The sequence below is a fragment of the Herbihabitans rhizosphaerae genome (assembly GCF_004216555.1).
Classification (GTDB): Bacteria; Actinomycetota; Actinomycetes; order Mycobacteriales; family Pseudonocardiaceae; genus Herbihabitans; species Herbihabitans rhizosphaerae.
In genome coordinates this window covers 122,948-147,871 of record NZ_SGWQ01000014.1, presented here as the reverse complement: position 1 = coordinate 147,871, position 24,924 = coordinate 122,948, and the positions used below count along the sequence as shown (strand labels likewise).

Here is a 24,924-nt window from a genome sequence, read left to right as displayed (position 1 = left end):
ACCAGTCAATTTAACGCGGCGTGTTCAACATTCCATGGAACCAACAAAGCTTAACTTAGTGGTATTGACCAGAATGGACCGACGCACACCACATCGTGCACTGGCTCAACGGCGGAATCACCAGTGAGGAAACGATGGCACTGCTCTGCCGACACCACCACACCACAATCCACCAACAAGACTGGGAAATCATCATGCAAGACGGGATCCCCTACTACATCCCGCCCGCATGGATCGATCCGCAGCGGAAAGCTACCCGCAACACCATGCACGTCGGCGTGGCGTGATCAGGTGAGGCGGCGGATCACCGCGTCCGCGAGCAGGCGTCCGCGACGGGTGAGGATGCACCGCCCGAACTGTCCGTTGACGCCGTGCATCGCGTCGGCGGAAAGGAGTCCCTCGGCTGCGGCTGCACGCGCTTCGGTCTGGCCGGCCGGATCCAGGAATTCGACCGGCATACCGTCCACGAGGCGCAGTTGCAGCATGATCTGCTCGATCCGGCGATCCTCGTCCGACAGGACCTCGCGGGCGGCTGCTGGAGATTCCTTGCGCGCCAACACTTCCGCGTACTTGGCCGGGTGCTTCACGTTCCACCAGCGGACGCCGCCGACGTGGCTGTGCGCGCCCGGACCAACGCCCCACCAGTCGCAGCCGTTCCAGTAGCCCATGTTGTGCCGGCAGCGCGCCATCGTGTCGGTCGCCCAGTTCGATACCTCGTACCAGGGCAGCCCGTGCGCCGTCAGGGTGTCGTCCACCAACTCGTAGTCGTCGGCCAGCACATCGTCGTCCGGGGACGGCACCTCGCCTCTGCGGATTCGGCGGGCCAGCGCGGTGCCGTCCTCGACGATCAGCGCGTAGGCGGACACATGATCAACGCCGGCCTCCAACACGGCGTCGAGGGAGGCCTTGAGATCATCCTGGCGCTCACCTGGGGTTCCGTAGATCAAGTCCAGGTTGATGTGGTCGAATCCGGCGGCGCGCGCTTCGCGGGCGGCGGCTACGGCTCGGCCGGGGGTGTGGGTGCGGTCGAGGACGGCGAGCACGTGTCGAGCCGCGGACTGCATTCCGAGGGATACGCGGGTGTAGCCGGCGTTCCGAATCCCCTCGAAGAACTCGGGTGAGGTGGACTCGGGGTTGGACTCCGTGGTCACCTCCGCGTCGGGGGCGAGGCCGAAGGTGGCGTGGACGGCGTCCAGGACTTGGGCGAGCCCGTCGGCACCGAGGAGGGATGGGGTGCCGCCGCCAACGAACACAGTGTCGGCGCGGGGGGCGGCTCCGAGAACCGTGCTGGCCAGCTCCAGTTCGCGGCGCACAGCGTCCAGCCAGGACTCGGGGGACGCCGATGTCCCCAACTCCCCCGCCGTATAGGTATTGAAATCGCAGTACCCGCACCGCGTCGCGCAGAACGGCACGTGCACGTACACACCGAACGGCCGCCGCCCTACTCCGCGCAGCGCGGACTCCGGCAGCGACCCGTCGACCGGTGCGGGCTCACCGTCCGGCAGTACAGAAGGCACAGGTTAAGTGTGCCTCTTCGCTACACGGCCACCGGGAACCGGGACAGGCCACGCAGGTTGATCCGGCCATTCCACTCGAGGTCGCCGTCCTGGCGCAACGCCTCGAACCGAGTCACCAGCCGCTCGATCGCCACTCGGCCCTCCAGCCGTGCGAGCGCGGCACCGAGGCAGTGGTGAATCCCCGCGCCGAACGACACGTGGTGCCGGGCGTTCTCGCGATCGATCCGAAACTCGTCAGCATCGGCGCCCCAGTAACCCTTGTCGCGGTTGGCCGACGCGAGACTCGCGATCACGAACGTGCCGGGCGGCACCTCGTGGCCCGCGATCATGTAGGGAGCGGTGGTGATCCGCCGGCTCATCTGCACGGGACTGTCGTAGCGCAGCATCTCCTCGACGGCGTTCGCGGCGCGGGACGGATCGGCGCGCAGCGACGCGAGTTGGTCGGGCGTGTTGAGCAGGGCCAGCACGCCGTTGCCGATCAGGTTGACCGTCGTCTCGTGGCCGGCCACGTAGAGGAGCACGACCTGGGCGACCAACTCCTCGTCGTCCAGCACGTCGCCGTCGTCCTCCGCCGCGATCAACGCGGTGAGCAGATCGTCCGCGGGATTGCGCCGCTTCCAGGCGATCACCTCGGCCGTCATCTCCGACAGCTCGTCCTCGGCGTCCACGATCGCCACCGCGACCTCGGGATCCTGGATCGGCTCGATCGACCGCACCAGCGTCCCGGTCAACTCGCGCAGCCGCGTGTGATCGGTCGGCGGCATCCCCAACATCCGCGAGATCACCGCGAACGGCAGCGGGAACGCCAGCGCGTCGATCAGGTCGGCGCGTCCCTCCTTCTCAATACTGGCAAGGGATTCGTCGACCAACTCCACGATCTGCGGCTCCAACGCGTTCACCGCCTTCGGCGTGAACACCTTCGTCACCAGCTTGCGCAGCCGGGTGTGATCGGGCGGATCGCGGTCGAGCATCGACTCCCTGTTCCGCAGCCGCCCCTCGGTCGCCGCCTCGAACATCTCCCGCAGCGGCGTCGGCGCGAGGTTGTCCTGCTCCACGGACAGCCCCGACCGCAACAACGCGGACACCTCGTCATGCTGGGTCAGCACCCAGAACCCGAACGGGCTCGCGTGCACCGGCTCCGCCTCCCGCAGCCGCGCGTAGTGCGGATACGGATCGTCGGTGAAACCCGGCACGAACGGGTTGAACAGCAGCTCGGCCTCGGTCACGGCTTGCCTCCTGGTGTTAGGCGCTCGCGGTGCGCCAACGGCTCAAACGGCACATGGGCAGCACACGGCGCCGCACCGTCCTTTGTGGACTGTCCACTCGGTACAAACGGTGGTCGAAGCCGGTCACCGCGAACAGCCGCTCGGCGTGGTGCGCCTCGATCGGGGCGATCGAGGCGTGCCCGGCGTGCGCGTTCAGCAGCACACAGGTCGGCCACAGATCCACGGCCACCTGCCGCCACAGCACCGCCGTGGCGCCGGCCAGCGCGTCGCCATCGCTATCGGCGTCCTCCAGCACGGCGTCCAGCCGCGCGTCGAACGTCCGATACCAGCGGCGCTGTACGTCGGCCAGGAATTCCCCGAACTCGCCGTACTCGCGGTCGATCTCAGCTCTGCGACTCTCGGATATCTCCGGCGTTCCGGTCCACGCGACGTCCCCCAGGACCGCGTTGACGAGCTCGTACCGCCGGTGTGCGCGATCCCACGAGACGGACATCGTTGTCACCTACTCCGTGTGGTCAAGTACACCATGTCTTTCACATACACTGTGTATGTCATTAAACTCGGTGTATGACCGTTGTCAAGAGCCGCCGCGAGCAGTACTCCGAGGCCACGCGCGCCGCGCTGCTGGACACCGCCACCGCGTTGTTCGCCGAGCACGGGTTCGCCGCCACCACGCTCGAGGACGTGGCGCGCCAGACACAGGTCACCCGAGGCGCCGTTTACCACCACTTCGCCAACAAGAGCGCGCTGTTCGAGGCCGTGTTCGACCGCGAGGAGACCTCGACGATCAGTCAGATCGCCACCAGGGTCGCCGCCGAGGACAACCCGTGGGACGCCGCCATGATCGGCATCGACGTCTTCCTGGAACGCTGCTGCGATCCGATGTACAGCCGCGTGATCTGGCAGGAGGGCCCGATCGCGTTCGGCTGGGCGAAGTGGAAGGAAAGCGAGGAGAAGTACGCCTTCGGCCTGATCAAGCAGATGATCATCGCGCTGATCGACTCCGGCGAGATCGCGCCGCTTCCGGTGGACATCGCGACCAGGCTCACCTTCGGCATGCTCGGCGCCGCCGGGATGGCGCTGCACGACGCGGCGGAGGCGGACAAGCCTCGGGTGAAGCAGGAGTGCGCGGACGCGATCAAGCGGATGATCGGCGGAATGCGCGTGAAGCGCTAGAAGTGCGGCGAACAGGCCGTGAAAGTGACCTCGCTGCCACCTACGGCCTGACATGCACCACCTTCACGTTCTCGGCCACCTGTTGATCACGGCTGACCTGGGCTTTCTTCGCGGCTCCGGTACTTTCGCGGGCTAAAGTACGCGGACGGGCACCAATGCGTTTGTCAAGCTTTGGGTGGCACGACGTTGGGTCGCGCCGGCGCACGCACCGTGGTGGCGCCGCCGCATCGAGTCGTCGTAGCCGGCGATATTCCACGTCCGCGACGCCGTCCCACGATGCGAACACTTTTGAGCCACAGCGTGGACACGTGGCACTCTGGCTGACATGGCGGCGACCGAAGTACACCTCGTGGCACGACGCCACGTCGACTTCCGCCGCGTCTCCAGCGCGATGTGCCGCCGGGTCACCTGACCCGTCGCGGCTATTTCCTGTCTGCCGGCGTCGGGCGCGCCGGCTAATCCGTCCCGAACCGGATGTCGGCGCGTGCCACCGCCACGACCTCCGGAGGACCGGTGTCAACCACCAAACGCCCACCCGCTCGCAAGGGTGAGGGCCAGTGGGCGCTGGGCTACCGCGAGCCGCTGAACAAGAACGAGCAGTCCAAGAAGGACGACAACCCGCTCAACGTCCGCGCGCGCATCGAGAACATCTACGCGCACACGGGCTTCGACGGGATCGACCCTGGTGACCTGCGCGGACGGTTCCGCTGGTACGGCCTGTACACCCAGCGCAAGCCCGGCATCGACGGCGGCCGCACGGCCACCCTCGAGCCGGAGGAGCTCGACGACGAGTACTTCATGCTGCGCGTGCGCATCGACGGCGGCGCGGTCACCACCGAACAACTCGCGCTGATCGGCGAGATCTCGCAGACCTACGCGCGCGACACCGCGGACATCACCGACCGGCAGAACATCCAGTACCACTGGATCCGGATCGAGGACATGCCGACGATCTGGGAGAAGCTGGAGGCCGCCGGGCTCTCCACGATGGAGGCGTGCGGCGACTCGCCGCGGGTGATCCTCGGCTCACCGGTCGCGGGCATCGCCGAGGACGAAGTGATTGACGCCACACCGGCGATCGACGAGATCAAGCGCCGCTACGTCGGCGACAAGGCGTTCTCGAACCTGCCGCGCAAGTTCAAGTCGGCGATCTCGGGCCTGCCGGACGTGGCGCACGAGATCCACGACGTCGCGTTCGTCGGCGTCGACCACCCCGAGCACGGGCCGGGCCTGGACCTGTGGGTCGGCGGCGGCCTGTCCACCAACCCGATGATCGGCCAGCGGCTTGGCACCTGGGTTCCGCTGGACGAGGTGCCCGACGTGTGGGCCGGCGTGATCAGCATCTTCCGCGACTACGGTTACCGGCGGCTGCGGCACCGGGCGCGGATCAAGTTCCTGGTGAAGGACTGGGGCGCTGAAAAATTCCGCGAAGTTCTCGAGACCGAGTACCTGAAGCGGAAGCTGATCGACGGGCCAGGGCCCGAAGTGCCCGACGAGCCGCGCGATCACGTCGGCGTGCACCGGCAGAAGGACGGCAACTTCTACGTCGGCGCGGCGCCGATCGCCGGGCGGGTGTCCGGCTCCACGCTGGTGTCGCTGGCCAAGGCCGCCGAGCGGGCCGGCTCGCGGCGGATCCGCTTCACCCCGCAGCAGAAGGTGATCGTGCTGGACGTCGCGGAGTCCGAAGTGGACGGTCTGCGCGGCGAGCTGACCAAGCTGGGGCTGACCTCCGATCCATCACCGTGGCGGCGCGGCGTGATGGCCTGCACCGGCATCGAGTTCTGCAAGCTCGCGATCGTGGAGACCAAGGCGCGCGCCGTGGATCTGGTGTCCACGCTGGAGAGGCGGCTCGTCGACATCACCGGCGAGGTGACCGCCCCGATCTCGGTGCACATCAACGGATGCCCGAACTCGTGCGCGCGCATCCAGACCGCGGACATCGGGTTGAAGGGCCAGATCGTCACCGACGCCGACGGCAAGCAGGTCGAGGGCTTCCAGGTGCACCTCGGCGGCGGGCTGGGCCTGGACGCCGGGTTCGGCCGCAAGCTGCGCGGCCACAAGGTCACCGCCGACGAGCTGTCCGACTACGTGGAGCGGGTGGTGCGCAACTTCGTGGCGCAGCGCGAGCCCGACGAGCGGTTCGCGCAGTGGGTGGGCCGCACGGACGAGGAGGCACTGAGGTGATACAGCGATGAGCGAGCGCGCGACCCCGTTCTACTGCCCGTACTGCGGTGAGGAAGACCTTGCCCCACAAGAGGACTCGCACGCGGCGTGGCTGTGCTACGGCTGCCGTCGGGTGTTCACGGTGAAATTCGTCGGGCTGAACCTGCCGGCACGCGAGGAGGCCGTCCGATGACTCAATCCACCGTGGACGACCTGAAATCCGTCGCCGAGGCCGCGTCGGCGGCACTCGCGAACGCCACCGCCACGGAGGCGCTGGCCTGGACGGCGCACACGTTCGGCGACAGCTTCATCGTCGCGTCCAACATGCAGGACGCGGTACTGATCGACCTGGCGGCACAGGCCAAGCCAGATGTCGACGTGCTGTTCCTGCAGACGGGCTACCACTTCGCGGAGACCATCGGTACGCGGGACGCGGTGGAGGCGGTGTACCCGAGCGTGCGGATCGTCAATGCCGAGGCGGAGCAGTCGGTGGCCGATCAGGAGGCGGAGTTCGGCCTGTTGAACAAGACCGATCCGGGCCGCTGCTGCCACCTGCGCAAGGTCGTGCCGCTGCAGCGCACGCTGGCGAAGTACGACGCATGGGTGACCGGGGTGCGTCGAGTGGACGCCCCCACGCGCGCCGATACGCCGATCGTGCAGTGGGACGACCGCAACGGGCTGGTGAAGGTCAACCCGATCGCGGCGTGGTCCGACGAGGAGTTCGACGGCTACATCGCCGAGCACGGAATTCTGCAGAACCCGTTGGTGCAGGAGGGATACCTGTCCATCGGGTGCGCGCCGTGCACCGCGAAGCCGCTGCCGGGATCGGACCCGCGCAGCGGGCGCTGGGCCGGGCTGGCCAAGACCGAGTGCGGGTTGCACGGGTGAGGGAGGCAGACGCGTGACCACGGCAACACCACCGTCCACTGTGGACTCTCTGGACGCACTGGACCGGCTCGAGTCGGAAGCGATCCACATCTTCCGCGAGGTGGCCGGCGAGTTCGACCGGCCGGTGATCCTGTTCTCCGGCGGCAAGGACTCCACGGTTCTGGTGCATCTCGCGGTGAAGGCGTTCTGGCCGGCGCCGGTCCCCTTTCCGCTGCTGCACGTGGACACCGGGCACAACTTCGCCGAGGTGCTGAGGTTCCGCGACGACGTGGTGCGCCGGCACGGGCTGCGGCTGGAGATCGCGGAGGTGCAGGACTGGATCGACCGCGGCGCGTTGAAGGAGCGCCCGGACGGCACCCGCAACCCGTTGCAGACCGTGCCGCTGCTGGACTCGATCAACGACGGCAAGTTCGACGCGGTGTTCGGCGGCGGCCGGCGCGACGAGGAGCGCGCGCGGGCCAAGGAGCGGATCTTCAGCCTGCGCAACGCGTTCGGTCAGTGGGAGCCGAAGCGGCAGCGTCCCGAACTGTGGAACCTCTACAACGGACGGCACCGCCCGGGAGAGCATGTGCGCGTGTTCCCGCTGTCCAACTGGACCGAGCTCGACGTCTGGCGCTACATCCAGCGCGAGTCGATCGAGCTGCCGTCGATCTACTTCACGCACCGGCGCGAGGTGCACAAACGCGACGGCATGTGGCTCGCCTCCGGTCCCTGGGGTGGACCGAGGGACGGCGAGGAGGTGCACGAGCTGTCGGTCCGGTATCGCACCGTCGGCGACGGCTCGTGCACCGGTGCCGTGGAATCCGAAGCGTCCACTGTGGACGACGTGATCGCCGAGGTGCAGGCCTCCCGGCTGACCGAGCGTGGCGCCACCCGCGCGGACGACCGGATGTCCGAAGCAGCCATGGAAGACCGCAAGCGGGAAGGCTACTTCTGATGTCGGATCTGCTGCGGCTCGCCACCGCCGGCTCGGTGGACGACGGCAAGTCGACCCTGGTCGGCCGGCTGTTGTACGACACCAAGTCGGTACTGGCCGACCAACTCGACGCGGTCACCCGCGCCAGCGTGGACCGAGGACTGTCCACACCGGACCTGTCGCTTCTGGTGGACGGCCTGCGCTCGGAGCGCGAGCAGGGCATCACGATCGACGTGGCCTACCGGTACTTCGCCACCCCGAAACGAACGTTTGTTTTGGCCGACACCCCGGGCCACGTGCAGTACACCCGCAACACCGTCACCGGCGCGTCCACCGCGCAGTTGGCCGTACTGCTGGTGGACGCGCGCAAGGGCGTGCTCGAACAGACCCGCCGGCACGCAGCCGTGCTCGCACTGCTCGGCGTGCCACAACTGGTGCTCGCGGTGAACAAGATCGACCTGGTGGACTACGACGAGGGCATCTTCGAGGTGATCGCCAAGGAATTCACCGAACACGCGACCCGCCTCGGTTACCCGATCGGCTCGGTGCTGTCCATCCCGGTGTCCGCGCTGCACGGCGACAACGTCGTCACACCGAGCGAGTCCACCTCCTGGTACGAGGGCCCGACCCTGCTCGACCACCTGGAGAACGTGCCGGTCGAGGCGGATCGGGATTCGGCTCCCGACGCGCCGTTCCGGTTCCCGGTGCAGTACGTGATCCGCCCGCGCACCAAGGAGTTCGCCGACTACCGCGGCTACGCCGGTCAGGTGTCCACCGGATCGGTGAAACCCGGTGACGAGGTGGTCGTGCTCCCCTCCGGCGGGCGCACCACGGTCGAGCGGGTCGACGTGCACAACGGACAGTTGGACGAGGCGAGCACCGGGCAGTCGGTGACCCTGGTACTCGCGGACAACCTGGACGTCTCGCGCGGTGACCTGATCGCCTCGGCCGCCGACGCGCCGACGGTCACCGACGAGCTGGACGTCACCCTGGCGTGGCTGTCCGACACGGAGTTGCGGCCCGGTGCGCGGCTGCTGGTCAAGCACGGCACGAAGACCGTGCAGGCCATCGTGACCGACCTCCGCGCCCGCTTCGACGAGCAGAAGCTGTCCACTGTGGAGAGTCCAGAACTGTTGCGGCTCAACGAGATCGGTCACGCCACCGTGCGCGTCTCGGAACCGCTGCCGGTGGACGAGTACGCCGTCAGCCGCCGCACCGGAGCGTTCCTGCTGATCGACCCGTCGGACGGGTCGACCCTCGCCGCCGGGTTGGTCGGCAAGCCACTGGAGGTCCAACCGTGATCACCCGCCGCCGCGCGTTAGCGGCGTTGACCGCGCTCGCCACGGCCGCCGCCGTCGCCGCGTGCTCCCGAGCGGACAGCTCGACGGGCGACGCGCAGGACAAGGGCCCGGCCGCGGAGCTGCGGCTCGGGTACTTCCCCAACGTCACGCACGCCTCGGCACTGATCGGCCTGGAGAAGGGCCTGTTCGCCAAGCACCTCGGCAACACCAAGCTGGTGCCGACGAAGTTCAACGACGGCCCCACCGAGGTGACCGCGTTCCTCGGCGGCTCGCTGGACGCCGGGTTCATCGGCTCCGGTCCGGCGATCAACGCGGAGGCCAGGGGCGCGGGCGTGGTCAAGCTGGTCGCCGGCGCCACCTCGGGCGGCGCACAGCTCGTCGTGCGGCCCGACGTCACCAAGCTCGAGGACCTGATCGGCAAGACCGTGGTCACGCCGCAGCTGGGCAACACGCAGGACGTGGCACTCAAGAAGTTGTTGGCGGAGAAGGACTTGACCGGCAAGGTGCAGGTCACCAACCGGGAGAACGCGCAGACGCTGGACGCGTTCCACAAGGGCGAGATCCAGGCGGCCTGGCTGCCCGAGCCCTGGTCCACCCGGCTGATCCTGGAGGCCGGCGCGAAGGTGCTGCTGGACGAGAAGGAGCTGTGGCCCGGCGGCCGGTTCCCCACCACCGTGCTGCTGGTGCGCACGGAGTACCTCAAGGAGCACCCGGAGACGGTGCGCAAGCTGGTGCAGGGGCTGCTCGACGCCAACGAGTACGCGCGCACCGACACCGCGGGCGCCAAGACAGCGGTCAACAAGCAGCTGGAAACCTTGACCGGCAAGGGTTTGAGCCAGGCGACGATCGACCGCGCGTTCACCACGATCGAGTTGACCGCCGACCCGATCGCCGCGCAGTTCCCGCAGTTGGCCAAGGACGCCGTGCGCGCCGGGCTCACCACCAAGGAAACCCAGCTCGCCGGCTTCGCCGACTTCACCGCGCTGAACGCGGTGCTGCAGGGCAACGGCCGACCGCCGGTCGACACCGCCGGACTGGACAAGAAGTAGCTACGGAAGGGCATGACGATGACGGTCGCGTTGGACGTCTCAGCCAGTGACACCGCAACGGACGCCGCTGTCACGCTCTCCGGCGTGCAGAAGGTGTTCGGGCACGGCGCACGCGCGGTGACCGCGCTGGACGGCGTCGACCTGACCGTCGAGCCGGGTGAGTTCGTCTGCCTGCTCGGCGCGTCCGGCTGCGGCAAGACCACCGTGCTGAACCTGATCGCCGGGCTCGACCGGCCCACCGGCGGCGACATCGCGCTGACCACCACCCGCCCGGCGGTGATGTTCCAGGAGGCGGCGCTGATGCCGTGGCTGACCGCGTCCGGCAACGTCGAGCTGCCGCTGCGGCTGGCCGGCGTGAAGAAGCCGGCGCGTCGGGAACGTGCGGCCGAGCTGCTGAACCTCGTGCGGCTCGGCGGGGTCGGCGACAAGCGCCCGCACGAGTTGTCCGGCGGCATGCGGCAGCGGGTGGCGCTGGCCCGCGCGCTCGCGTCCACTGTGGACGCCGACGAGGGCGCCGTGTCGCTGCTGCTGATGGACGAGCCGTTCTCCGCACTGGACGCGATCACCCGCGACGTGCTGCAGGGCGAGTTGCTGCGGGTGTGGCGGGCGACCGGGCCGGCCGTGGTGTTCGTGACCCACGACGTGCGCGAGGCGGTTCGGCTCGGACAGCGCGTGGTACTGCTCTCGTCGCGCCCTGGCCGGGTCGTGCGGGAGTGGAACGTGAACGGACTGTCCGGAGTGGAAGAGGCGCGCGTGATCGACGACGTGAACGCGCGCCTGCGAGAGGTGATCAGCAGCCATGCCGCGGCATGACTCCGATGTGTCCACAGTAGACACCGCGTCCACTGTGGACGCGGTGAATTCCGACGCCGCCGTCGAAGGCCTCGACCGGCTGGACACCCCGGTCGCACCGAGCGGGCGCGGCTTGCGCAGAAGGCGGCTCGCCAGGTCCGTGCTCGCCCCGATCGGCGCGATCGTGCTGATCATCGCGATCTGGCAGTCACTCTGGGCGGCCGCGTTCTGGCCCGAGTACCAGTTGCCCGCGCCGCTCGACGTGTGGCGGCAGATCCTCGAGGTGACCGAGAGCGGCGAGGTCTGGACCCTGCTGTGGACTTCGGTGCACCGGGCGGTGATCGGGTTCGCCATCGCGCTCGTGGTCGCGACGCCGCTGGGCCTGCTGCTGGCGAAGGTGCCATTGGTGCGCGCGGCGATCGGGCCGCTGATCTCCGGATTGCAGAGCCTTCCGTCGGTGGCCTGGGTGCCGGCCGCTGTTTTGTGGTTCGGGCTGACCGACGCGGCGATCTACACCGTCGTGCTGCTCGGCGCGGTTCCGTCGATCGCCAACGGGTTGGTCGCCGGCATCGACCACATCCCGCCGATCCTGCCGCGCGTCGGGAAAGTGTTGGGCGCCAACAAGTTGCAGGCAGCTCGGCACATCCTGCTGCCCGCGGCGTTGCCGGGCTACCTCGCCGGGTTGAAGCAGGGCTGGGCGTTCTCCTGGCGCTCGCTGATGGCCGCGGAGCTGATCGCGACCTCGCCGCAGTTGGGCGTCGGTCTCGGCCAGTACCTGGACAACGGCAAGAACCTGTCGGACATGTCGATGGTGATGGCCGGCATCGGGCTGATCTTCCTGGTCGGTGTGGGCATCGAGCTGGCGGTGTTCCGGCCGCTGGAGCGCGCGGTGTTGCGGGCGCGCGGGTTGAGCGGGGCGGTGTGATGACCAGTCCGCTCATCGCGGTCGCGCACGGCAGCCGCGATCCCCGGTCGGCCGCGACCATCGGCGACGTCGTGGATGCGTTGCGCGCCAGGCACTCCGGGCTCGACGTGCGGGCGGCGTTCCTCGATCTGTCCACGCCCCGGCTGCTCGACGTGCTGGCCGGCGTGCACGCCGAGGGGCACCGTGAGGTCGTGCTCGCGCCGCTGCTGCTCGGGCGCGCGTACCACGCGAAGGTGGACCTACCGGCGCTCGTGGCCGAGGCGCACACCCGCTTCCCGAGGCTGTCCGTGCGGGTGGCCGATGTGCTCGGGCCGGACGACCGGCTGGAGACGGCGGTCCGCGCACGCCTGCTGGAGTCCATTGTGGACGATCAGGATCCCGAGCTGGGCATCGTGCTGGCCGGGACCGGCTCGTCGCACGCGCCGGCCAACGCGCAGGTCGCCGCCGTGGCACGACGCTGGGCGGCCCGCGCCGGGTGCGCCGGCGTCGCCCCCGCGTTCGCGGCCGCCACGCCCGACGTCCCGGCCGCGGTGGCCCGGCTGCGGGCGCGCGGTGCCCGGCGGATCGCCGTCGCGTCCTGGTTCCTGGCGCCGGGGTTGCTTCCCGACCGCGTCGCCCGGCTGGCCCACGAGGCGGCACCGGGCACGATCATGGCCGAGCCGCTCGACGCGCACCCGGACGTCCTGGACGTGATCACCGACCGCTACGCCGCGGTGCTCTCCCCCGCGACCACGGCCTGGATCGCGTGACCCTAATCGGGGTCGGTCGTCTTCTTCCGGTGGAATTGCGTCACGATGAGCCCTGCCGACGCGACGATAAAGTTCTGCGTGGCGGCCTGCAGGCCGTTCCATTTCTGTGACTGCCACATCTGGAACCATTCGCCGCCGATGACGATGAACCCGATGCCGAACAGCGCGATCATCATCGACCAGCCGATGGTCGACCAGGTCCGCGCGGCGCTTCCCCTTGTGCTGTCGGAGAAGGAGCGCAGCCAGAGGACAAGCCCCATGCCGAGCGCGATCGCGGTGAGCGCCTCCCAGACGATGATCAGCACATAGGCGATGACCACGAGCGTCTCATTCGTGATGGCGCGCCACATGACATTCGGCGACTTGAATGTGGTGTCCATCGCGAACACGTGCTGCACGAATGCCTTGTTGGTGTTGAAATCGGTGATGTTGTTGAACGCGACGAGGCCCATGTAAAGGGCGCCGAGTGCGGTGAGAACCGCGAACGCCACCCGAAGACCGCCCAGCGAGCTGATCCGGTTCATGGTCAACAGCCTAGCGGCGCGGTCCAGCCCGCTAGAAGGTGACGAGCGGCCGAGTATGTCGGTGGGTTACGCACCGGCGTTAGCAGTGTGGGAAGTGTGAACCCTTGACGTGAATGATACTCACGAGTAATCATTCCTGTGCGCTGCGCCACACGTTCCGGAACCTCTATTGCCCTGCAAGCACAACCGAGGTGAGGAAGACATGAAGGTAGCCCTGCGCCGATCTTCCCTGCGCGCATTGGCCGTCGCCGCGATCGCGGCGGCAACCGTGGTGGGTCTCGCCCCGACCGCGTCCGCGGCGGCCCACGACATCACGTTCGACTGCCGCGCCAAGACGCCGATCGGCGACCAGCAGGCCACGCTCACGCAGACCGTCGACGCCACCGCGCCGGCGACCGTGGCTCCCGGCGGTGCGCTGGACATCGTCGTCGACCCGACGCCGAACGACATCCCGGGCGAGATCAACGGCAACAAGATCAAGGAAGTCAAGAACTTCACGCTCAAGGTCCCGATCCCGGCCAACTCCACCTACGTGTCCGCCGATCTGACCGGCGGCTCCGGGCTCGGGCCGACGCCCCCGGAGATCAAGGTGGAGAACGGCATCGCCGTGGTGACCTTCCCCGGCCCGATCGCCGGCGGCGCGCAGTTCGAGCTTCCGACGATCACCGCGCACCTGACGGCCGGCCAGTCTGGTGCGATCGAGTCGAAGCTGTACGGCGCGAGCTACGACGACCCCGGCCTCACCTTCACGGCAGTGATCTCGTCGATCATCGGCGACGTCGAGGCGCCGACCTCCTGCTTCCCCAACCCCAACCCGGTTCTCACCACCACCACGATCGGCTGACACACGATCGGGTCGGGCCGCCGGAACCCCAAGCCGGCGGCCCGACCATTTGACTTCTCGATACCCCCTAGGGGTATATTCACCTTATGGAACACACCACGAGTACCTGGCGGCCGGCGATCAGCGCGACCCTGCATTGCTTGACCGGCTGCGCCATCGGCGAGGTCCTCGGCATGGTGATCGGCACCTCGCTCGGGTGGTCCGACCTGGCCACCGTGATCCTCTCGGTCGCGCTGGCCTTCCTGTTCGGCTACGCCCTGACCATGCGGCCGCTGCTGCGCGCCGGGCTCACCTTCGCGGCGGCCGTCCCGCTGGCGCTCGCCGCCGACACGGTGTCGATCACGGTCATGGAGATCGTGGACAACGCGATCATGCTGGTGATCCCCGGCGCCATGAGCGCGGGGGCGCTGAGCTGGGTGTTCTGGGCCAGCCTCGCGGTCGCGTTCGCCGTGGCGTTCGTGGTCACCGTGCCGGTGAACAAGTGGCTGATCGGGCGAGGCAAGGGCCACGCGGTCGTGCACGAACACCACGGCGGTCACTAATGTCCCGGCAATGGACGCAGCAACGGGACACGACGAGCTGGTGCACTACGCGGTGGACGCCGGCGTCGCCACGATCACCCTGGACTCGCCGCACAACCGCAACGCCCTGTCCGCGCAGCTGCGCCGGGAACTGCTCGGGCACCTCGACGCCGCCGAGGCCGACGACGTCGCACGGGTCGTGGTGCTCGACCACACCGGGCCGGTCTTCTGCTCCGGCATGGACCTGCGCGAGGCGCGTGGAGCCGGCGCGTCCGATCAGGGTGTGAATGAGTTTCCCCTGATCCTGCAACGGATTCTGACCGGCCCGAAGCCGGTGGTCGCGGTGCTGCGCGGCCCGGCGCGGGCCGGCGGTGTCGGGCTGGTCGCCGCCGCGGACATCGCGATCGCGGTGCGGGAGGCGACCTTCGCGTTCACCGAGGTGCGCATCGGCGTAGTGCCCGCGGTGATCTCGGTGACCGTGCTGCCGAGGCTGCTCCCCCGCGCCGCGCACGAGCTGTTCCTCACCGGCGAGACGTTCGGCGCGGACCGCGCGGCCGAGATCGGGCTGATCAACTCCTCGGTCTCCGCCGAGGTGCTCGACCAGGAGGTCAAGCGCTACACGGACATGCTCGCGCTCGGCGGCCCGAAGGCGCTGGCCACCACGAAGTCGATGCTGCGCGCGTCCCGGCCGACCGACCTGGAGCAGAGCTTCCAGGACATGCTCGCGCTGTCCGCGAGCCTGTTCGCCAGCGAGGAGGGCCAGGAAGGGATCACCGCGTTCGCGCAGAAGCGCAAGCCGAACTGGGTGCCCTAACCAAGTGCCCTAACTCAACAGCCGGCGCGCCTCGGCGAACGCGTCGTCCACTTCGGGGACGGGCGTGGTGCCGAGCGCGCCGGAGATCGGCGCGACCGGCGGGTGCGCCTGGCCGATCTCGATCCAGCCGCACGCGTCCCCGCGCAGATCGCTGTGCAGCACCATCAGCCGACGGCCAGGACGTTCCTCGATGTCGAGCAGCGCGCGCACCTCGGTGAACACCCGTGCCAGCACCGTGGCCTGCGCTTCGTTGTCCATGTACACGCCGCCCCAGCCGATCTGCGTGAGCAGCATGATTCCCTTGTGGGCCAGGCAATAGGTGATCGCGTAGGAGTTGATGCCGTGGCCCGAGTGGCTCACGCCGAGGTAGCTCGACATCTCCGGGGCGAGGAACCGCTCGAACAGCGGTGCCCCGAACATGTACTGGTCCTCGGGAGGCGGGCCGTCCTCGGCCGTCGCCCAGTGCCACCGGCCGAGCTTGCGCACGCCGTCGGCCAGCGGCTCGGGCACCGGCGGCTCGGGAAGGCCCGCCGAGGCGAACGTCGCCAGCAGGTCCGCGAGCCCGTCAAGTTGATCGTCCACATGCGACAGGTTAGCCGCCGAGTCGCTGCGCCAGGGCGCGCACGGACTCCTCGGTCCAGGCCAGCGCACCGGACCGCAGATCGCCGATCACCGACCGCAGCCAGCCCAGCTCCGCTTCGATCAGCACGGCCCGGTACTCGTCCTCGATCACGAACAGCCTCGGCAGTTCCGGCGCCGCGGCCAGTTCGGCGCGCGACGCCTCCAGCTCGCCGGCGAGGGCCTTTTCCCTGCGGCACAAGCAATCCAGCACCTCGCCCGACTCGAGCAGCGCCATACTCGCCAGCGCGGCGGGGAATTCCGGGAACTCGCGCGCCGGCGTGGCCAGCATGTCGGTCAACCACGCGTGCAGCGTGCGTTGCCCCTCGTCGGTGATCTCGTAGACGGTCCGCTCGGGCCGCCCTTCGTCGCGCGCGGTGTGCGCCACCGCGATCAGGTCGAGCCGCCGCAGCCGGTCGATCGTCTGGTACACGCTGTTGCGCTGCGCCACGTTGGCGATCTTGTCCTTGGCGCGCTCCTTGATCAGCTCGCGCATCCGGTACGGGTGCATCGGCTCCTCGGCGAGAAGCGCGAGCAGCACCACGGCGAGCGGTGACGGTCGCGGAGATCGGCCAGTCATAGGCGTCACCCTAACCCGCTTGCGCCATTAGTCATAGTATGTATAGTCATAACATAACCAATTCGAAGGAGTGGGCATGAAGGCGCTGATCATCGGTGGCGGAATCGCGGGCCCGGTCACCGCGATCGCCTTGAAGCGAGCCGGCATCGACGCGACGGTCTACGAGGCGTACGACTCCACGGCGGACGGGGTCGGCGCGTTCCTGAGCCTGGCCACCAACGGCCTGGACGCGCTGCGCACGCTCGACCTGTTCGATGTGGTGCGGGACAAGGGATTCGCCACGCCGCGCATGGTGATCCGGCTCAGCTCGGGCAAGGAACTCGCCCAGTTCGAGCACGGCGGCATGCTCGACGACGGCACGGTCAGCCACACCATCAAGCGGTCGGACCTGTACGGCGCGCTGCGCGACGAGGCCGTGCGGCGCGGGGTCGAGATCGTCTACGGCAAGCGCCTCACCGACGCCGAAGCCGCGGCCGACGGTGTCACCGCGCGGTTCGCCGACGGCAGCACCGCCACCGGCGACCTGCTGATCGGCGCGGACGGGCTGCGCTCGGTGACCAGAACGCTGATCGACCCCGCCGCACCGAAGGCGCGCTACACCGGACTGCTCAACACCGGCGGCTACGCACATGGAGTCCCGGTCGACGCCGAGCCGGGCGTGCTGCGGATGATCTTCGGCAAGCGCTGCTTCCTGCTCTACGTGGCCCACCCGAACGGTGAGGTGTGGTGGGGCGCCAACCCGCCGCGCGCCGGCGAGCCGAGCCGCGAGGACCTGGCCGCGATCACGCCGGAGCGGTGGCGCGCCGAACTGATCGACCTGTTCGCCGACTACCCGCTTGGCGTGCGGCTGATCAAGGCGACCGAGAAGATCTCCCCGCCGTGGCCCACGCAGGACTTCCCCACCGTGCCCACCTGGCACCGCGATCGCATGATCATCATCGGCGACGCGGCGCACGCCACCTCGCCGGCGTCCGGCCAGGGCGCGTCGATGGCGATGGAGGACGCGGTCACCCTGGCGAAGTGCCTTCGCGACGCGGACACGATCGAGGCCGCGTTCGCCGACTACGAGCGGCTGCGCCGGGAGCGGGTCGAACGCGTTGTGGCACAAGGAAAGCGCAACGGCGACCAGAAGGCACTCGGGTTCGTCGGGCGGCTGCTGCTGCCGCTGGTCTTCAAGCTGAACCGCACCAAGCAGGACACCGGGTGGATGTATGACCACCACATCCCGTGGGACTCGGTCAGCCCGCGGCCCGCACCACGGTGAACGCGTGGCCGGCACGGATCCCGACGGCGTCCTCGAGCACCGAGTTGATCGCGGCGTAGGCGTCGGGGTCCACCTCGCGCAGCACGTCCGGGTCCGCCCAGACCAGCACGTGCTCACCGGGCGGCAGCCAGGACAGATCGGTCAGACAGTCGTACAGCGCGTCCAGGTTGTGGCCGAAGTAGTCCGGGAAGCACAGCGCGGCGGCGATCGCGTCCAACATGGCGCGCTTGCCGTCGGCGCCGTCCACCACGTGCGGCATCGCGCCCCGGCGCCTCGCCTCCGCGACCGCCGCGTCCACGGTGATCATTTGCCCACGTCCACGACGACGAACGAGGTGTAGTGGTCCTCGGTGTAGTACACCTCGCGCGACGCCCCGGCGATGATCCGCCGCGCTCCCCTGTCGCGGCTGCCCGGCGTCTTCACGGTGTACTCCTTGTAATAGTCCCTGTCCTTGTCGGGCAACCGCTTCTCGCGATTCTGGAAGATCACGCCGTCCCGGTCGTACGGGAACGGGCCGCCCTTGTCGATCAGCTTCCAGGTGTCGCTCGCCTCCTTGGGCAGCGACGACAGCGCCTTCACCGGAAGACCCGAGTCGGAGCCCGGCACCGAGCCGGAGTCGGCCGCCAGTTCCTTGACCAGCCACCCGCCGAGGGCGAGCACGATCAATCCGACCAGGGCGGCTGTGATCTTGGTGCGCGGACTCACGAGGTGACTCTAGGAACTGGCGACCTGATCCGCCTGCTCGGGCTCCTCGCTACGGGTGACCCGCTGACCTCGTGACGGACCGAACCGCGCGGACAGAAAGTCCACGATCCGGTCGAGCGCCCACGCCACGGTCAGGCACACCGGCAACAGCACGCCCATGACCAGCAGAAACTGGAACGGGAACCAGAGCTGGGTGATCCACAGCTCGACACCGCCCCACCACTCCGCCAGCCACCGCAGCATGCCCGGGACGTTACCCGTTAGTTTGGCTCCATGTTCGCCGTATTCGCAGCAGAGCCGAATCCAGACGACCCGATCGCCTCGTTGACCGTCGGCGAGCGACCGGAACCCGAGGTGCCAGACGGCTTCATCGCGGTGTCCGTGCGCGCGGCGAGCCTGAACATGCACGACCTGTGGACATTGCGCGGCGTGGGCATCAAGCCGGAGCAGTTCCCCATGATCCTCGGCTGCGACGGCGCCGGGGTGACCGAGGACGGCACCGAGGTCGTGCTGCACTCCGTGATCACCTCCCCCGGCTGGGTCGGCGACGAGACGCTGGACCCGAAGCGCACCCTGCTCACCGAGAAACACCAGGGCACGCTCGCCGAGACGGTCGTGGTGCCGGCCCGCAACGTGCTGCCCAAGCCGGCCGGCCTGTCCTTCGCCGAGGCCGCGTGCATGGGCACCGCCTGGCTGACCGCGTACCGCATGCTGTTCACCCAGTCCGGGCTGCGACCGGGGCAGACGATCCTGGTGCAGGGCGCGTCCGGCGGCGTGTCCACCGCGCTGATCCAGCTCGGCACCGCGGCCGGCTTCCGGGTGTGGGTCACCGGGCGGTCCGAGGAGAAGCGGGCACTGGCCGAGGGGCTCGGCGCGCACGCCACCTTCGCCTCGGGTGAGCGACTCCCCGAACGGGTGGACGGCGTGTTCGAGACCGTGGGCAAGGCCACCTGGGCGCACTCGATGCGCGCGGTCAAGCCGGGCGGCGTGATCGTCGTGTCCGGCTCGACCAGCGGGCCGGATCCGAGCGCCGACCTGCAGCGGCTGTTCTTCCTGCAGTTGCGCGTGATCGGCTCCACCATGGGAACCCGGGACGAGCTGGCCGACCTGCTGCGGTTCTGCGAGACCACCGGCGTGCGCCCCACGATCGGCGCCGAACTGCCGATGGCCGACGCCGAGCAGGGCTTCCGCGACATGCTGGACGGCGCCACGGCCGGCAAGATCGTGTTCACCCGATGATCCGATGACCTGGCCGATCGTCCCGCTCGACCTCGGCGCGCACGGTGCCGAGGCGGTCGCGCTGAGCCTCGCGGCACTGCGCACGGTCGACCAGGACGTGCGGCCGCCGGAGTACCTGGCCGGCGCGGGCGACTGGCCCGGCGTGGTGACGCGGTGCGCGGTGGACGACGGCAGGATGATCGGGCTCGCGGTCGGCTGGCCGGGCTCCACCAGTACGTGGTGGTCGGACCGGGTCCGGCCGGCACTGATCGCGTCCGGCACGGAAGTGTGGCTGGACGGTGCGTTCGAGGTGTGCGAGCTGCACGTGCATCCCGTGCACCACGGGCGCGGCATCGGCACCGCTCTGCTGCGCGCGCTGCTGTCCGGCCGTACCGAGGAGCGGGCGGCGCTGTCGGTGCGCGCGATCAACGAAGGCGCGGAACGGTTCTACGAGCGACACGGGTTCACGCGGCTGACCGAGCCGTTCCGGTTCGACGGCCACGGCCCGGATTACCGAGTACTCGGCGCGCCACTGCCGTTGCCCTGACCCGGGTTTGCCGGTCTTCAAGACCTGCAAACCCCGGTCGCGGTGGTCTTCAAGACCAGCAAACGGTGTCCTGTTCGGACTGGAAGGCCTGGATCAGTGGCCAGGTCGTGGTGCGCGCGGCGCGGCCGGTGAGCACCCCGAGGTGCCCGCCGGGCGCGGTGGCGAACCGGGTCACCGGTGCCTCGGGCAGCAGCCGCAGCACGTGCCGGACCGCCTCGGGCGGCGCGAGTGTGTCATCCGTGCCGCCGATCGCGAGCGTCGGCGACTTCACCCTGGCGAGGTCGACCGTGCGCCCGCCGAGGGTGATCGTGCCGTCGGCCAGGCTGTTGGAGCGGAACGCACGATGGTAAAGCTGCGCGATCGCGCGGCCCGGGTAGGCGACCATGTTGGCCGTGAACCGCTCGACCGCCTCGAACTGCGCGAGCGCGTCGGAGTTCGCCACGTTGCGCACCAGTGAGATCGGCTTGGTGAGGTGCTTGTCCAGCGCGCTGATCCGGAACGCGGTGCGCACCAGCGGCGCCGGCACGCCGCCGAAAACCTTGTACAGCGGGGAGAACGCGTGTCCACCGGTGGCGTTGAGCACCGGGCGCAGCGGCGCGAGCAGCGGCACCTTGGTGAAGTCGAACGGGCTCGCAACCACGGTGATCGAGGCGATCCGGGCCGCACCCAACTCGGCCGCGGTGAGCAGCGACAGGATCCCGCCGAGGCACCAGCCGATCAGGTGCACCGGCTTGCCGTCGTTGCGCTCGCTGACCGAGGTGATCGCGTTCGGCAGCACGTCGTCGACCCAGTGCTCCAGGCCGAGCTCCCGGTCGGCGAAGGCGATCTCGCCGTAGTCGACGAGGTAGGTCGGCCGTCCGTCGCGCACCAGCCGCTCGACGACGCTGCACCCACGGCGCAGGTCGAAACAGTTCGCCGGCACCGCGAGCGGCGGCACCAGCAGAGTCGGATTGCCGGACGTGCCGGCCGGCGAATGGTATTCGAACACCGAGCGGTTCGGGCCCTCGTCGATGAGAGATCGCGGCATGGGACGAAAATCGGCGAGGCTACCGAACAACCACCGGTGTGCGACGTTGGACGCGGCTGCTTGGACGGTGGCCAGCGTAGGAATTCCGGTCACGGAAGTGCCTCTCTGCGCTGACTACGCGGCTCACTTTAGCGAGTGGTGACAAGGATTCTCGCCTCCTCTCACCCGGTGGAACCAACGTCTGTGAGCAACCGCACGTCGAGTGTCCACAGTGGACACATCAATTGTGAGCCACGCGACATTCAGCGGTCATTTCAGAGAAACAAACGGAAGCGGAATCGGCGGCCAATTCGGCGTCGATCGTCAATTTCCGCCGCCACCGCAACCGCCGCCGCCACCACCGCAGCCGCTACTGCCGCCGCAGCCGGAGCAGCTGTGCGAACCGCACCCGCTGCCGCCCGCGCCGCCGCCGGCGGCCTTGCTCGTGGTGTGCTCGGCGAGCAGATCACCGACCTGATCGTCGCCGTAGGCCGCGTAGCCGTACAGGGCGATGGGTGCGAACGCCATGGCGCCGACGCCCGCCGCGACCGGCACGTCGGTCATCTTCCGCTGGGTGCCGGCCTGCGCCTGAGCGAGCACTCGCCGCCCGCGACCGGTCAGCACCGGGCCGCGCGGCGTGAACAGCCGGCGCGCGGACCACCAGATCACGGCCGTGCCGAGCAATGACAGCAGCAGATAGCCGACCGGTGCGCCGATGCGCACGCCGTTGGCCAGCCGGATCACCCCGAACGCGCCGACGAGCCCCAGCACGACCAGGGAACGCCGCGCCTTGCGCAGCCGCGCCGGCTCGACCAACAGACCCTGTTCGACCAGGGTGTCGGCGAGCTGGACGGCGTGCAGGGACCGGCCGAACGCGGCGCGCCTGCGGCGCTGCGTGGCGTTCGCTCGGACGTACTGGAGTAGCCGGTCGTCCAGCTCATCCTTGTTCCGCACAGTGATCCTGGCGCGGCTCACCCGCAGGTGGCCGCCCGCGACCAGCGCGGCGATCGCGGTCGCCTGCACGCGGCGCGGCCCGCCGGCCAGCATGGCCAGTTCGTAGGCGTCCAGCTTGGTGTCGGCCGGCACCGCGTCGGCCGGCGTCCCGCGGGTCCACCAGAAGGCGATCAGGACGATCACGCACGCGAGCGCCATGGCGGCCCAGTACGCACCGAGGAACTCCGGCCCCGACATGCCCCACGGTCGCTCCATGACACCTCCTTCAGCTACTGCTTCCGCCGCCGCAACCGCCACCACCACCGCAACTGCTTCCCCCACCGCTACTACAGCTCGACCCGCTGCCGCAGCTGGAGCCTCCGCAACTGGACCCGCAGCTCGACCCGCCACCGGATCCGCCGCCACCCTGTGCCGGTTGCATCGGCTGCGCCGCCAGTGGCGTTCCCGGCACCGCGCCCAGGTACTGGTAGAACAGCCCGCCGATCGCGTCGTCCGGGTACGCGGCGAGGCCGTACAGCGCGACCGGGAGCAGCACTCCGGCGGCCGTCTCCGCCTCGGTGACCTGCCCGCGCGGATCACGCGCAGGTGTTCTCGCCTTGGCGTCACGCACCGCCCGGTGACCGGCCAGCGTGGGCACGGAACCGTTGTGGTGCAACGCAAGCGCGCAACCCAGCCAGATCACCCCGACGGCGCACAGCGACAGCACGAGGTAGCCGACCGGGTAGTCGCCGGCGATCCCGACGATCAACCTGGCGACGCCGATCACGAACAGCGCGACCAGCGGCCAGTGCCAGCGGAACGCGGCGGCGAGCCGGCTCGGCGAGGCGATCAGGCCGCGCGCGGCGAGCCGCTCGGTCATGGCCTCGTCGATGGCGCTGCGCTCCCAGTCGATCTCGATGACCTGGCCGAGTCGTGCCGGGGAGGGCATCTGGCTCAGCAGGAAGGCCTGCACCGGGTCGCCCGGCGGCGCACCGGTGACGGTGATCGCGCCCTCCCGGCTCACCCGCAGAGCGCCGCGATCCACGGCCGCGGCCATCGCGGTGTCGGTCACCCTCGGGAAGCCGCCGGACAGCAGGGCCAGCTCGTACGCGTCCGGGGTCGTGCCGGGTTGGGTCGGCACCGGCTTGCGGGACCACGCCCGGACGGCGATCACCGCCGCCACGGCCACCGCCACCGCGATCCAGTAGACCGTCAGGAACTGTGGCCCGTTGAGACCCCATGGCTCGTCCACGCTGGTCACCTCCCCTTCCGCCGCGCCGATTGTGCCGGAGGAAGGCGCGCGTCGAGAGCGGATCGGGCGAATCCGTTACCGTCCACCCGTGGGGTTCACGGTGGACGACGCGGTGCGGATCGCGCGCGAGGCGCACGCGGGCCAGACAGACAAGTCCGGACGGCCGTACATCGGGCATCCGCTGCGGGTGATGGCGCGCCTCGACGGCGAGTACGAGCGGATGACGGCCGTGCTGCACGACGTGGTCGAGGACACCGCCGTGACGCTGGACGACCTGGCGGCGGCCGGGTGCCCGCCCGAGGTGATCGCGGCGGTGGACGCGGTCAGCAAGCGCGCCGGTGAGGTCGCGGAGGACTACCTCGCGCGGGTGGCCGCCGACCCGATCGCGCTGGCCGTGAAGCGCGCCGACATCGCGGACAACAGCTCGCCGGAGCGTCTGTCCCGTTTGGACGAAGCGACGCGGGATCGGTTGCGCGCCAAGTACTCCCGCGCACTGTCCCTTTTGGACGGCTACGCGTCCAGCTGAGCGACGAGCTTCTTCGGCGCGACCGTGCGGTACGCGTCGGCGACGATCTCGGCGATCTCGGCCCAGTCCACGTCGACGTCGAGGTACACGCCGAGCCAGCCGCGGTGACCGACATACGGCGGACGGTAGAACCGCTCCGGGTCCTCGGCGACCATCTCCTCCTGCACGCCGGGCGGGGCCGGACACCAGAAGCCGAGCCGGTCGTCGTGATGGTTGTCGGCGTACATCACCAGGGTCTTCTTGCCGCGCACGAACCAGGCCGGCTCCCCGTGGCTCAGGCGCTCGGTCACCTCGGGCAGCGCCAAACAGATCTTTCGCAGTGACTCGAGCGTGTCGGCCATGGCCGCACCGTACCGCCGGACTGTCGGTGGCCGCAGGCATGATGAGCCACATGACGATCGCAACTGGCACGTTCGACCTGCATGACTGGGAACAGGAAGTCGCCGAGGAGGGCCCGGGCTCCCAGGTCGGCAGGGTCACCAACCGCAAGACGTTCCACGGCGACATCGAGGGCAGCACGACGTGCACGCTGCTGACCGTGGCCGTGCCGGACGCGTCCGGCGAGTTCCAGGGCACCGCCTACGTCGGTGTCGAGCGGATCACCGGCTCGGTGCACGGCAGGCGTGGCTCGTTCACGGTCACGCACCTGGCGAACCTCGCCACCGGGATGAGCGTGTCGGTCGTCGCCGGATCCGCCACCGACGAGCTGGCCGGCCTGACGGGCGAGCTGTCGATCACCCGCCACGACGACGGGTCGCACACCTACTCCTTCGACTACGACTTGGAGTGAGCTACTTCTTGCCCTTGGTCTTGTCGGAGGACTCATCAGTGGACAGGGCGGCCACGAACGCCTCCTGGGGGACCTCGACC

The 24,924-nt window shown here is 69.2% G+C and carries 33 protein-coding genes; 20 read left to right on the top strand and 13 right to left on the bottom strand.

The genetic code is table 11. The annotated features are described in order from the left end of the window. Window positions 1-95 precede the first annotated feature (95 nt). Window positions 96-287, top strand: a complete 192-nt coding sequence (locus EV193_RS29760; protein WP_130348269.1) for a hypothetical protein — start codon at window positions 96-98, stop codon at window positions 285-287. On the opposite strand, the gene hemW is transcribed toward EV193_RS29760, so the two are convergent. Genes hemW through EV193_RS29745 form a run of 3 tightly spaced genes read right to left on the bottom strand, consistent with a single transcriptional unit; the run spans window position 288 to window position 3,236 of the window. Further along, a complete protein-coding gene (gene hemW / locus EV193_RS29755) occupies window positions 288-1,517 on the bottom strand; it encodes a radical SAM family heme chaperone HemW (protein WP_130348268.1) in 1,230 nt (409 codons plus the stop codon). 20 nt (window positions 1,518-1,537) lie between these two features. After that, entirely contained in the window at window positions 1,538-2,743 is a 1,206-nt protein-coding gene (locus EV193_RS29750; RefSeq protein ID WP_130348267.1) for a cytochrome P450, read from the bottom strand. 16 nt (window positions 2,744-2,759) lie between these two features. After that, the gene (locus tag EV193_RS29745) at window positions 2,760-3,236 is read right to left on the bottom strand and encodes a hypothetical protein (protein ID WP_130348266.1); all 477 of its coding nucleotides are present in this window, start codon (window positions 3,234-3,236) and stop codon (window positions 2,760-2,762) included. Between the two features lie 74 nt (window positions 3,237-3,310). Between EV193_RS29745 and EV193_RS29740 the strand changes: the two genes are divergently transcribed. The 11 genes from EV193_RS29740 to EV193_RS29695 all read left to right on the top strand — a co-directional run bounded on the left by EV193_RS29740 (window position 3,311) and on the right by EV193_RS29695 (window position 12,702). Beyond that, window positions 3,311-3,919, top strand: a complete 609-nt coding sequence (locus EV193_RS29740; protein ID WP_130348265.1) for a TetR/AcrR family transcriptional regulator — start codon at window positions 3,311-3,313, stop codon at window positions 3,917-3,919. Between the two features lie 325 nt (window positions 3,920-4,244). Further along, window positions 4,245-4,331 (top strand): putative leader peptide, encoded by an 87-nt coding sequence (locus EV193_RS34830; protein ID WP_423202246.1) that lies wholly within the window; start codon window positions 4,245-4,247, stop codon window positions 4,329-4,331. Window positions 4,332-4,393: 62 nt separating this feature from the next. Next, window positions 4,394-6,103, top strand: a complete 1,710-nt coding sequence (locus EV193_RS29735) for a nitrite/sulfite reductase (RefSeq protein WP_130348264.1) — start codon at window positions 4,394-4,396, stop codon at window positions 6,101-6,103. A gap of 7 nt (window positions 6,104-6,110) precedes the next feature. Continuing rightward, window positions 6,111-6,275: an Insertion element protein gene (locus tag EV193_RS29730; protein WP_130348263.1), complete on the top strand. Its 165-nt coding sequence runs from the start codon at window positions 6,111-6,113 to the stop codon at window positions 6,273-6,275. Then, window positions 6,272-6,970 (top strand): phosphoadenylyl-sulfate reductase, encoded by a 699-nt coding sequence (locus EV193_RS29725; RefSeq protein ID WP_130348262.1) that lies wholly within the window; start codon window positions 6,272-6,274, stop codon window positions 6,968-6,970. The genes EV193_RS29730 and EV193_RS29725 overlap by 4 nt, the downstream gene beginning before the upstream one ends. Before the next feature lie 13 nt (window positions 6,971-6,983). Beyond that, entirely contained in the window at window positions 6,984-7,907 is a 924-nt protein-coding gene (gene cysD / locus EV193_RS29720; protein ID WP_130348261.1) for a sulfate adenylyltransferase subunit CysD, read from the top strand. Continuing rightward, the gene (locus tag EV193_RS29715) at window positions 7,907-9,187 is read left to right on the top strand and encodes a sulfate adenylyltransferase subunit 1 (RefSeq protein ID WP_130348260.1); all 1,281 of its coding nucleotides are present in this window, start codon (window positions 7,907-7,909) and stop codon (window positions 9,185-9,187) included. Before cysD ends, EV193_RS29715 begins: the two co-directional genes overlap by 1 nt. Beyond that, window positions 9,184-10,236, top strand: coding sequence for an ABC transporter substrate-binding protein (locus EV193_RS29710; protein ID WP_130348259.1), 1,053 nt, complete (start codon window positions 9,184-9,186; stop codon window positions 10,234-10,236). The genes EV193_RS29715 and EV193_RS29710 overlap by 4 nt, the downstream gene beginning before the upstream one ends. An 18-nt stretch (window positions 10,237-10,254) precedes the next feature. Next, window positions 10,255-11,049: an ABC transporter ATP-binding protein gene (locus tag EV193_RS29705; protein ID WP_130348278.1), complete on the top strand. Its 795-nt coding sequence runs from the start codon at window positions 10,255-10,257 to the stop codon at window positions 11,047-11,049. Beyond that, window positions 11,036-11,953: an ABC transporter permease gene (locus EV193_RS29700; RefSeq protein ID WP_130348258.1), complete on the top strand. Its 918-nt coding sequence runs from the start codon at window positions 11,036-11,038 to the stop codon at window positions 11,951-11,953. Before EV193_RS29705 ends, EV193_RS29700 begins: the two co-directional genes overlap by 14 nt. Then, window positions 11,953-12,702 carry a sirohydrochlorin chelatase gene (locus EV193_RS29695; RefSeq protein ID WP_130348257.1) on the top strand — a complete coding sequence of 250 codons (750 nt, stop codon included), beginning with the start codon at window positions 11,953-11,955 and terminating at the stop codon, window positions 12,700-12,702. Before EV193_RS29700 ends, EV193_RS29695 begins: the two co-directional genes overlap by 1 nt. 2 nt (window positions 12,703-12,704) lie before the next feature. On the opposite strand, the gene EV193_RS29690 is transcribed toward EV193_RS29695, so the two are convergent. Next, window positions 12,705-13,226 (bottom strand): DUF2165 domain-containing protein, encoded by a 522-nt coding sequence (locus tag EV193_RS29690; RefSeq protein WP_130348256.1) that lies wholly within the window; start codon window positions 13,224-13,226, stop codon window positions 12,705-12,707. A 202-nt stretch (window positions 13,227-13,428) separates the two neighbouring features. On the opposite strand from EV193_RS29690, the gene EV193_RS29685 reads away from it, so the two are divergent. From EV193_RS29685 to EV193_RS29675, 3 genes are all read left to right on the top strand, one after another. Further along, window positions 13,429-14,070 (top strand): cyclase, encoded by a 642-nt coding sequence (locus tag EV193_RS29685; RefSeq protein ID WP_130348255.1) that lies wholly within the window; start codon window positions 13,429-13,431, stop codon window positions 14,068-14,070. Window positions 14,071-14,156: 86 nt separating this feature from the next. Next, window positions 14,157-14,612: a DUF4396 domain-containing protein gene (locus EV193_RS29680; protein ID WP_130348254.1), complete on the top strand. Its 456-nt coding sequence runs from the start codon at window positions 14,157-14,159 to the stop codon at window positions 14,610-14,612. Window positions 14,613-14,622: 10 nt separating this feature from the next. Beyond that, window positions 14,623-15,405 (top strand): enoyl-CoA hydratase-related protein, encoded by a 783-nt coding sequence (locus EV193_RS29675; RefSeq protein WP_130348253.1) that lies wholly within the window; start codon window positions 14,623-14,625, stop codon window positions 15,403-15,405. A gap of 9 nt (window positions 15,406-15,414) precedes the next feature. On the opposite strand, the gene EV193_RS29670 is transcribed toward EV193_RS29675, so the two are convergent. Continuing rightward, window positions 15,415-15,987: a hypothetical protein gene (locus EV193_RS29670; protein WP_130348252.1), complete on the bottom strand. Its 573-nt coding sequence runs from the start codon at window positions 15,985-15,987 to the stop codon at window positions 15,415-15,417. Window positions 15,988-15,997: 10 nt separating this feature from the next. Further along, window positions 15,998-16,603, bottom strand: coding sequence for a PadR family transcriptional regulator (locus EV193_RS29665; RefSeq protein WP_130348251.1), 606 nt, complete (start codon window positions 16,601-16,603; stop codon window positions 15,998-16,000). Between the two features lie 76 nt (window positions 16,604-16,679). Here EV193_RS29665 and EV193_RS29660 point away from each other — a divergent pair, with 76 nt between their 5' ends. Further along, a complete protein-coding gene (locus tag EV193_RS29660; protein WP_130348250.1) occupies window positions 16,680-17,867 on the top strand; it encodes an FAD-dependent monooxygenase in 1,188 nt (395 codons plus the stop codon). Here the strand turns inward: EV193_RS29660 and EV193_RS29655 are convergent. The 3 genes from EV193_RS29655 to EV193_RS29645 are packed head-to-tail and all read right to left on the bottom strand — an operon-like array spanning window position 17,842 to window position 18,815. Next, complete coding sequence (locus EV193_RS29655) at window positions 17,842-18,174, bottom strand: barstar family protein (protein WP_130348249.1); 333 nt, start codon at window positions 18,172-18,174, stop codon at window positions 17,842-17,844. The genes EV193_RS29660 and EV193_RS29655 overlap by 26 nt on opposite strands. Then, the gene (locus tag EV193_RS29650) at window positions 18,171-18,572 is read right to left on the bottom strand and encodes a guanyl-specific ribonuclease (protein ID WP_130348248.1); all 402 of its coding nucleotides are present in this window, start codon (window positions 18,570-18,572) and stop codon (window positions 18,171-18,173) included. The genes EV193_RS29655 and EV193_RS29650 overlap by 4 nt, the downstream gene beginning before the upstream one ends. Window positions 18,573-18,581: 9 nt before the next feature. Then, window positions 18,582-18,815: a hypothetical protein gene (locus EV193_RS29645; RefSeq protein WP_130348247.1), complete on the bottom strand. Its 234-nt coding sequence runs from the start codon at window positions 18,813-18,815 to the stop codon at window positions 18,582-18,584. 30 nt (window positions 18,816-18,845) lie between these two features. On the opposite strand from EV193_RS29645, the gene EV193_RS29640 reads away from it, so the two are divergent. Further along, window positions 18,846-19,811: a zinc-binding dehydrogenase gene (locus EV193_RS29640; RefSeq protein ID WP_130348246.1), complete on the top strand. Its 966-nt coding sequence runs from the start codon at window positions 18,846-18,848 to the stop codon at window positions 19,809-19,811. Between the two features lie 4 nt (window positions 19,812-19,815). Beyond that, window positions 19,816-20,337: a GNAT family N-acetyltransferase gene (locus tag EV193_RS29635; protein ID WP_130348245.1), complete on the top strand. Its 522-nt coding sequence runs from the start codon at window positions 19,816-19,818 to the stop codon at window positions 20,335-20,337. A 49-nt stretch (window positions 20,338-20,386) separates the two neighbouring features. Here EV193_RS29635 and EV193_RS29630 read toward each other — a convergent pair whose 3' ends face one another. From EV193_RS29630 to EV193_RS29620, 3 genes are all read right to left on the bottom strand, one after another. After that, window positions 20,387-21,364, bottom strand: coding sequence for an alpha/beta fold hydrolase (locus tag EV193_RS29630; RefSeq protein ID WP_130348244.1), 978 nt, complete (start codon window positions 21,362-21,364; stop codon window positions 20,387-20,389). Between the two features lie 303 nt (window positions 21,365-21,667). After that, window positions 21,668-22,552 (bottom strand): TIGR04222 domain-containing membrane protein, encoded by an 885-nt coding sequence (locus tag EV193_RS29625; protein WP_130348243.1) that lies wholly within the window; start codon window positions 22,550-22,552, stop codon window positions 21,668-21,670. A 10-nt stretch (window positions 22,553-22,562) separates the two neighbouring features. Further along, a complete protein-coding gene (locus EV193_RS29620; protein WP_130348242.1) occupies window positions 22,563-23,528 on the bottom strand; it encodes a TIGR04222 domain-containing membrane protein in 966 nt (321 codons plus the stop codon). An 88-nt stretch (window positions 23,529-23,616) separates the two neighbouring features. On the opposite strand from EV193_RS29620, the gene EV193_RS29615 reads away from it, so the two are divergent. After that, a complete protein-coding gene (locus tag EV193_RS29615) occupies window positions 23,617-24,054 on the top strand; it encodes an HD domain-containing protein (RefSeq protein ID WP_130348241.1) in 438 nt (145 codons plus the stop codon). Here EV193_RS29615 and EV193_RS29610 read toward each other — a convergent pair. Next, the gene (locus EV193_RS29610; protein WP_130348240.1) at window positions 24,039-24,395 is read right to left on the bottom strand and encodes an MmcQ/YjbR family DNA-binding protein; all 357 of its coding nucleotides are present in this window, start codon (window positions 24,393-24,395) and stop codon (window positions 24,039-24,041) included. The genes EV193_RS29615 and EV193_RS29610 overlap by 16 nt on opposite strands. Before the next feature lie 50 nt (window positions 24,396-24,445). Between EV193_RS29610 and EV193_RS29605 the strand changes: the two genes are divergently transcribed. After that, window positions 24,446-24,844, top strand: a complete 399-nt coding sequence (locus EV193_RS29605; RefSeq protein WP_165401547.1) for a DUF3224 domain-containing protein — start codon at window positions 24,446-24,448, stop codon at window positions 24,842-24,844. Window positions 24,845-24,924 lie beyond the last annotated feature (80 nt).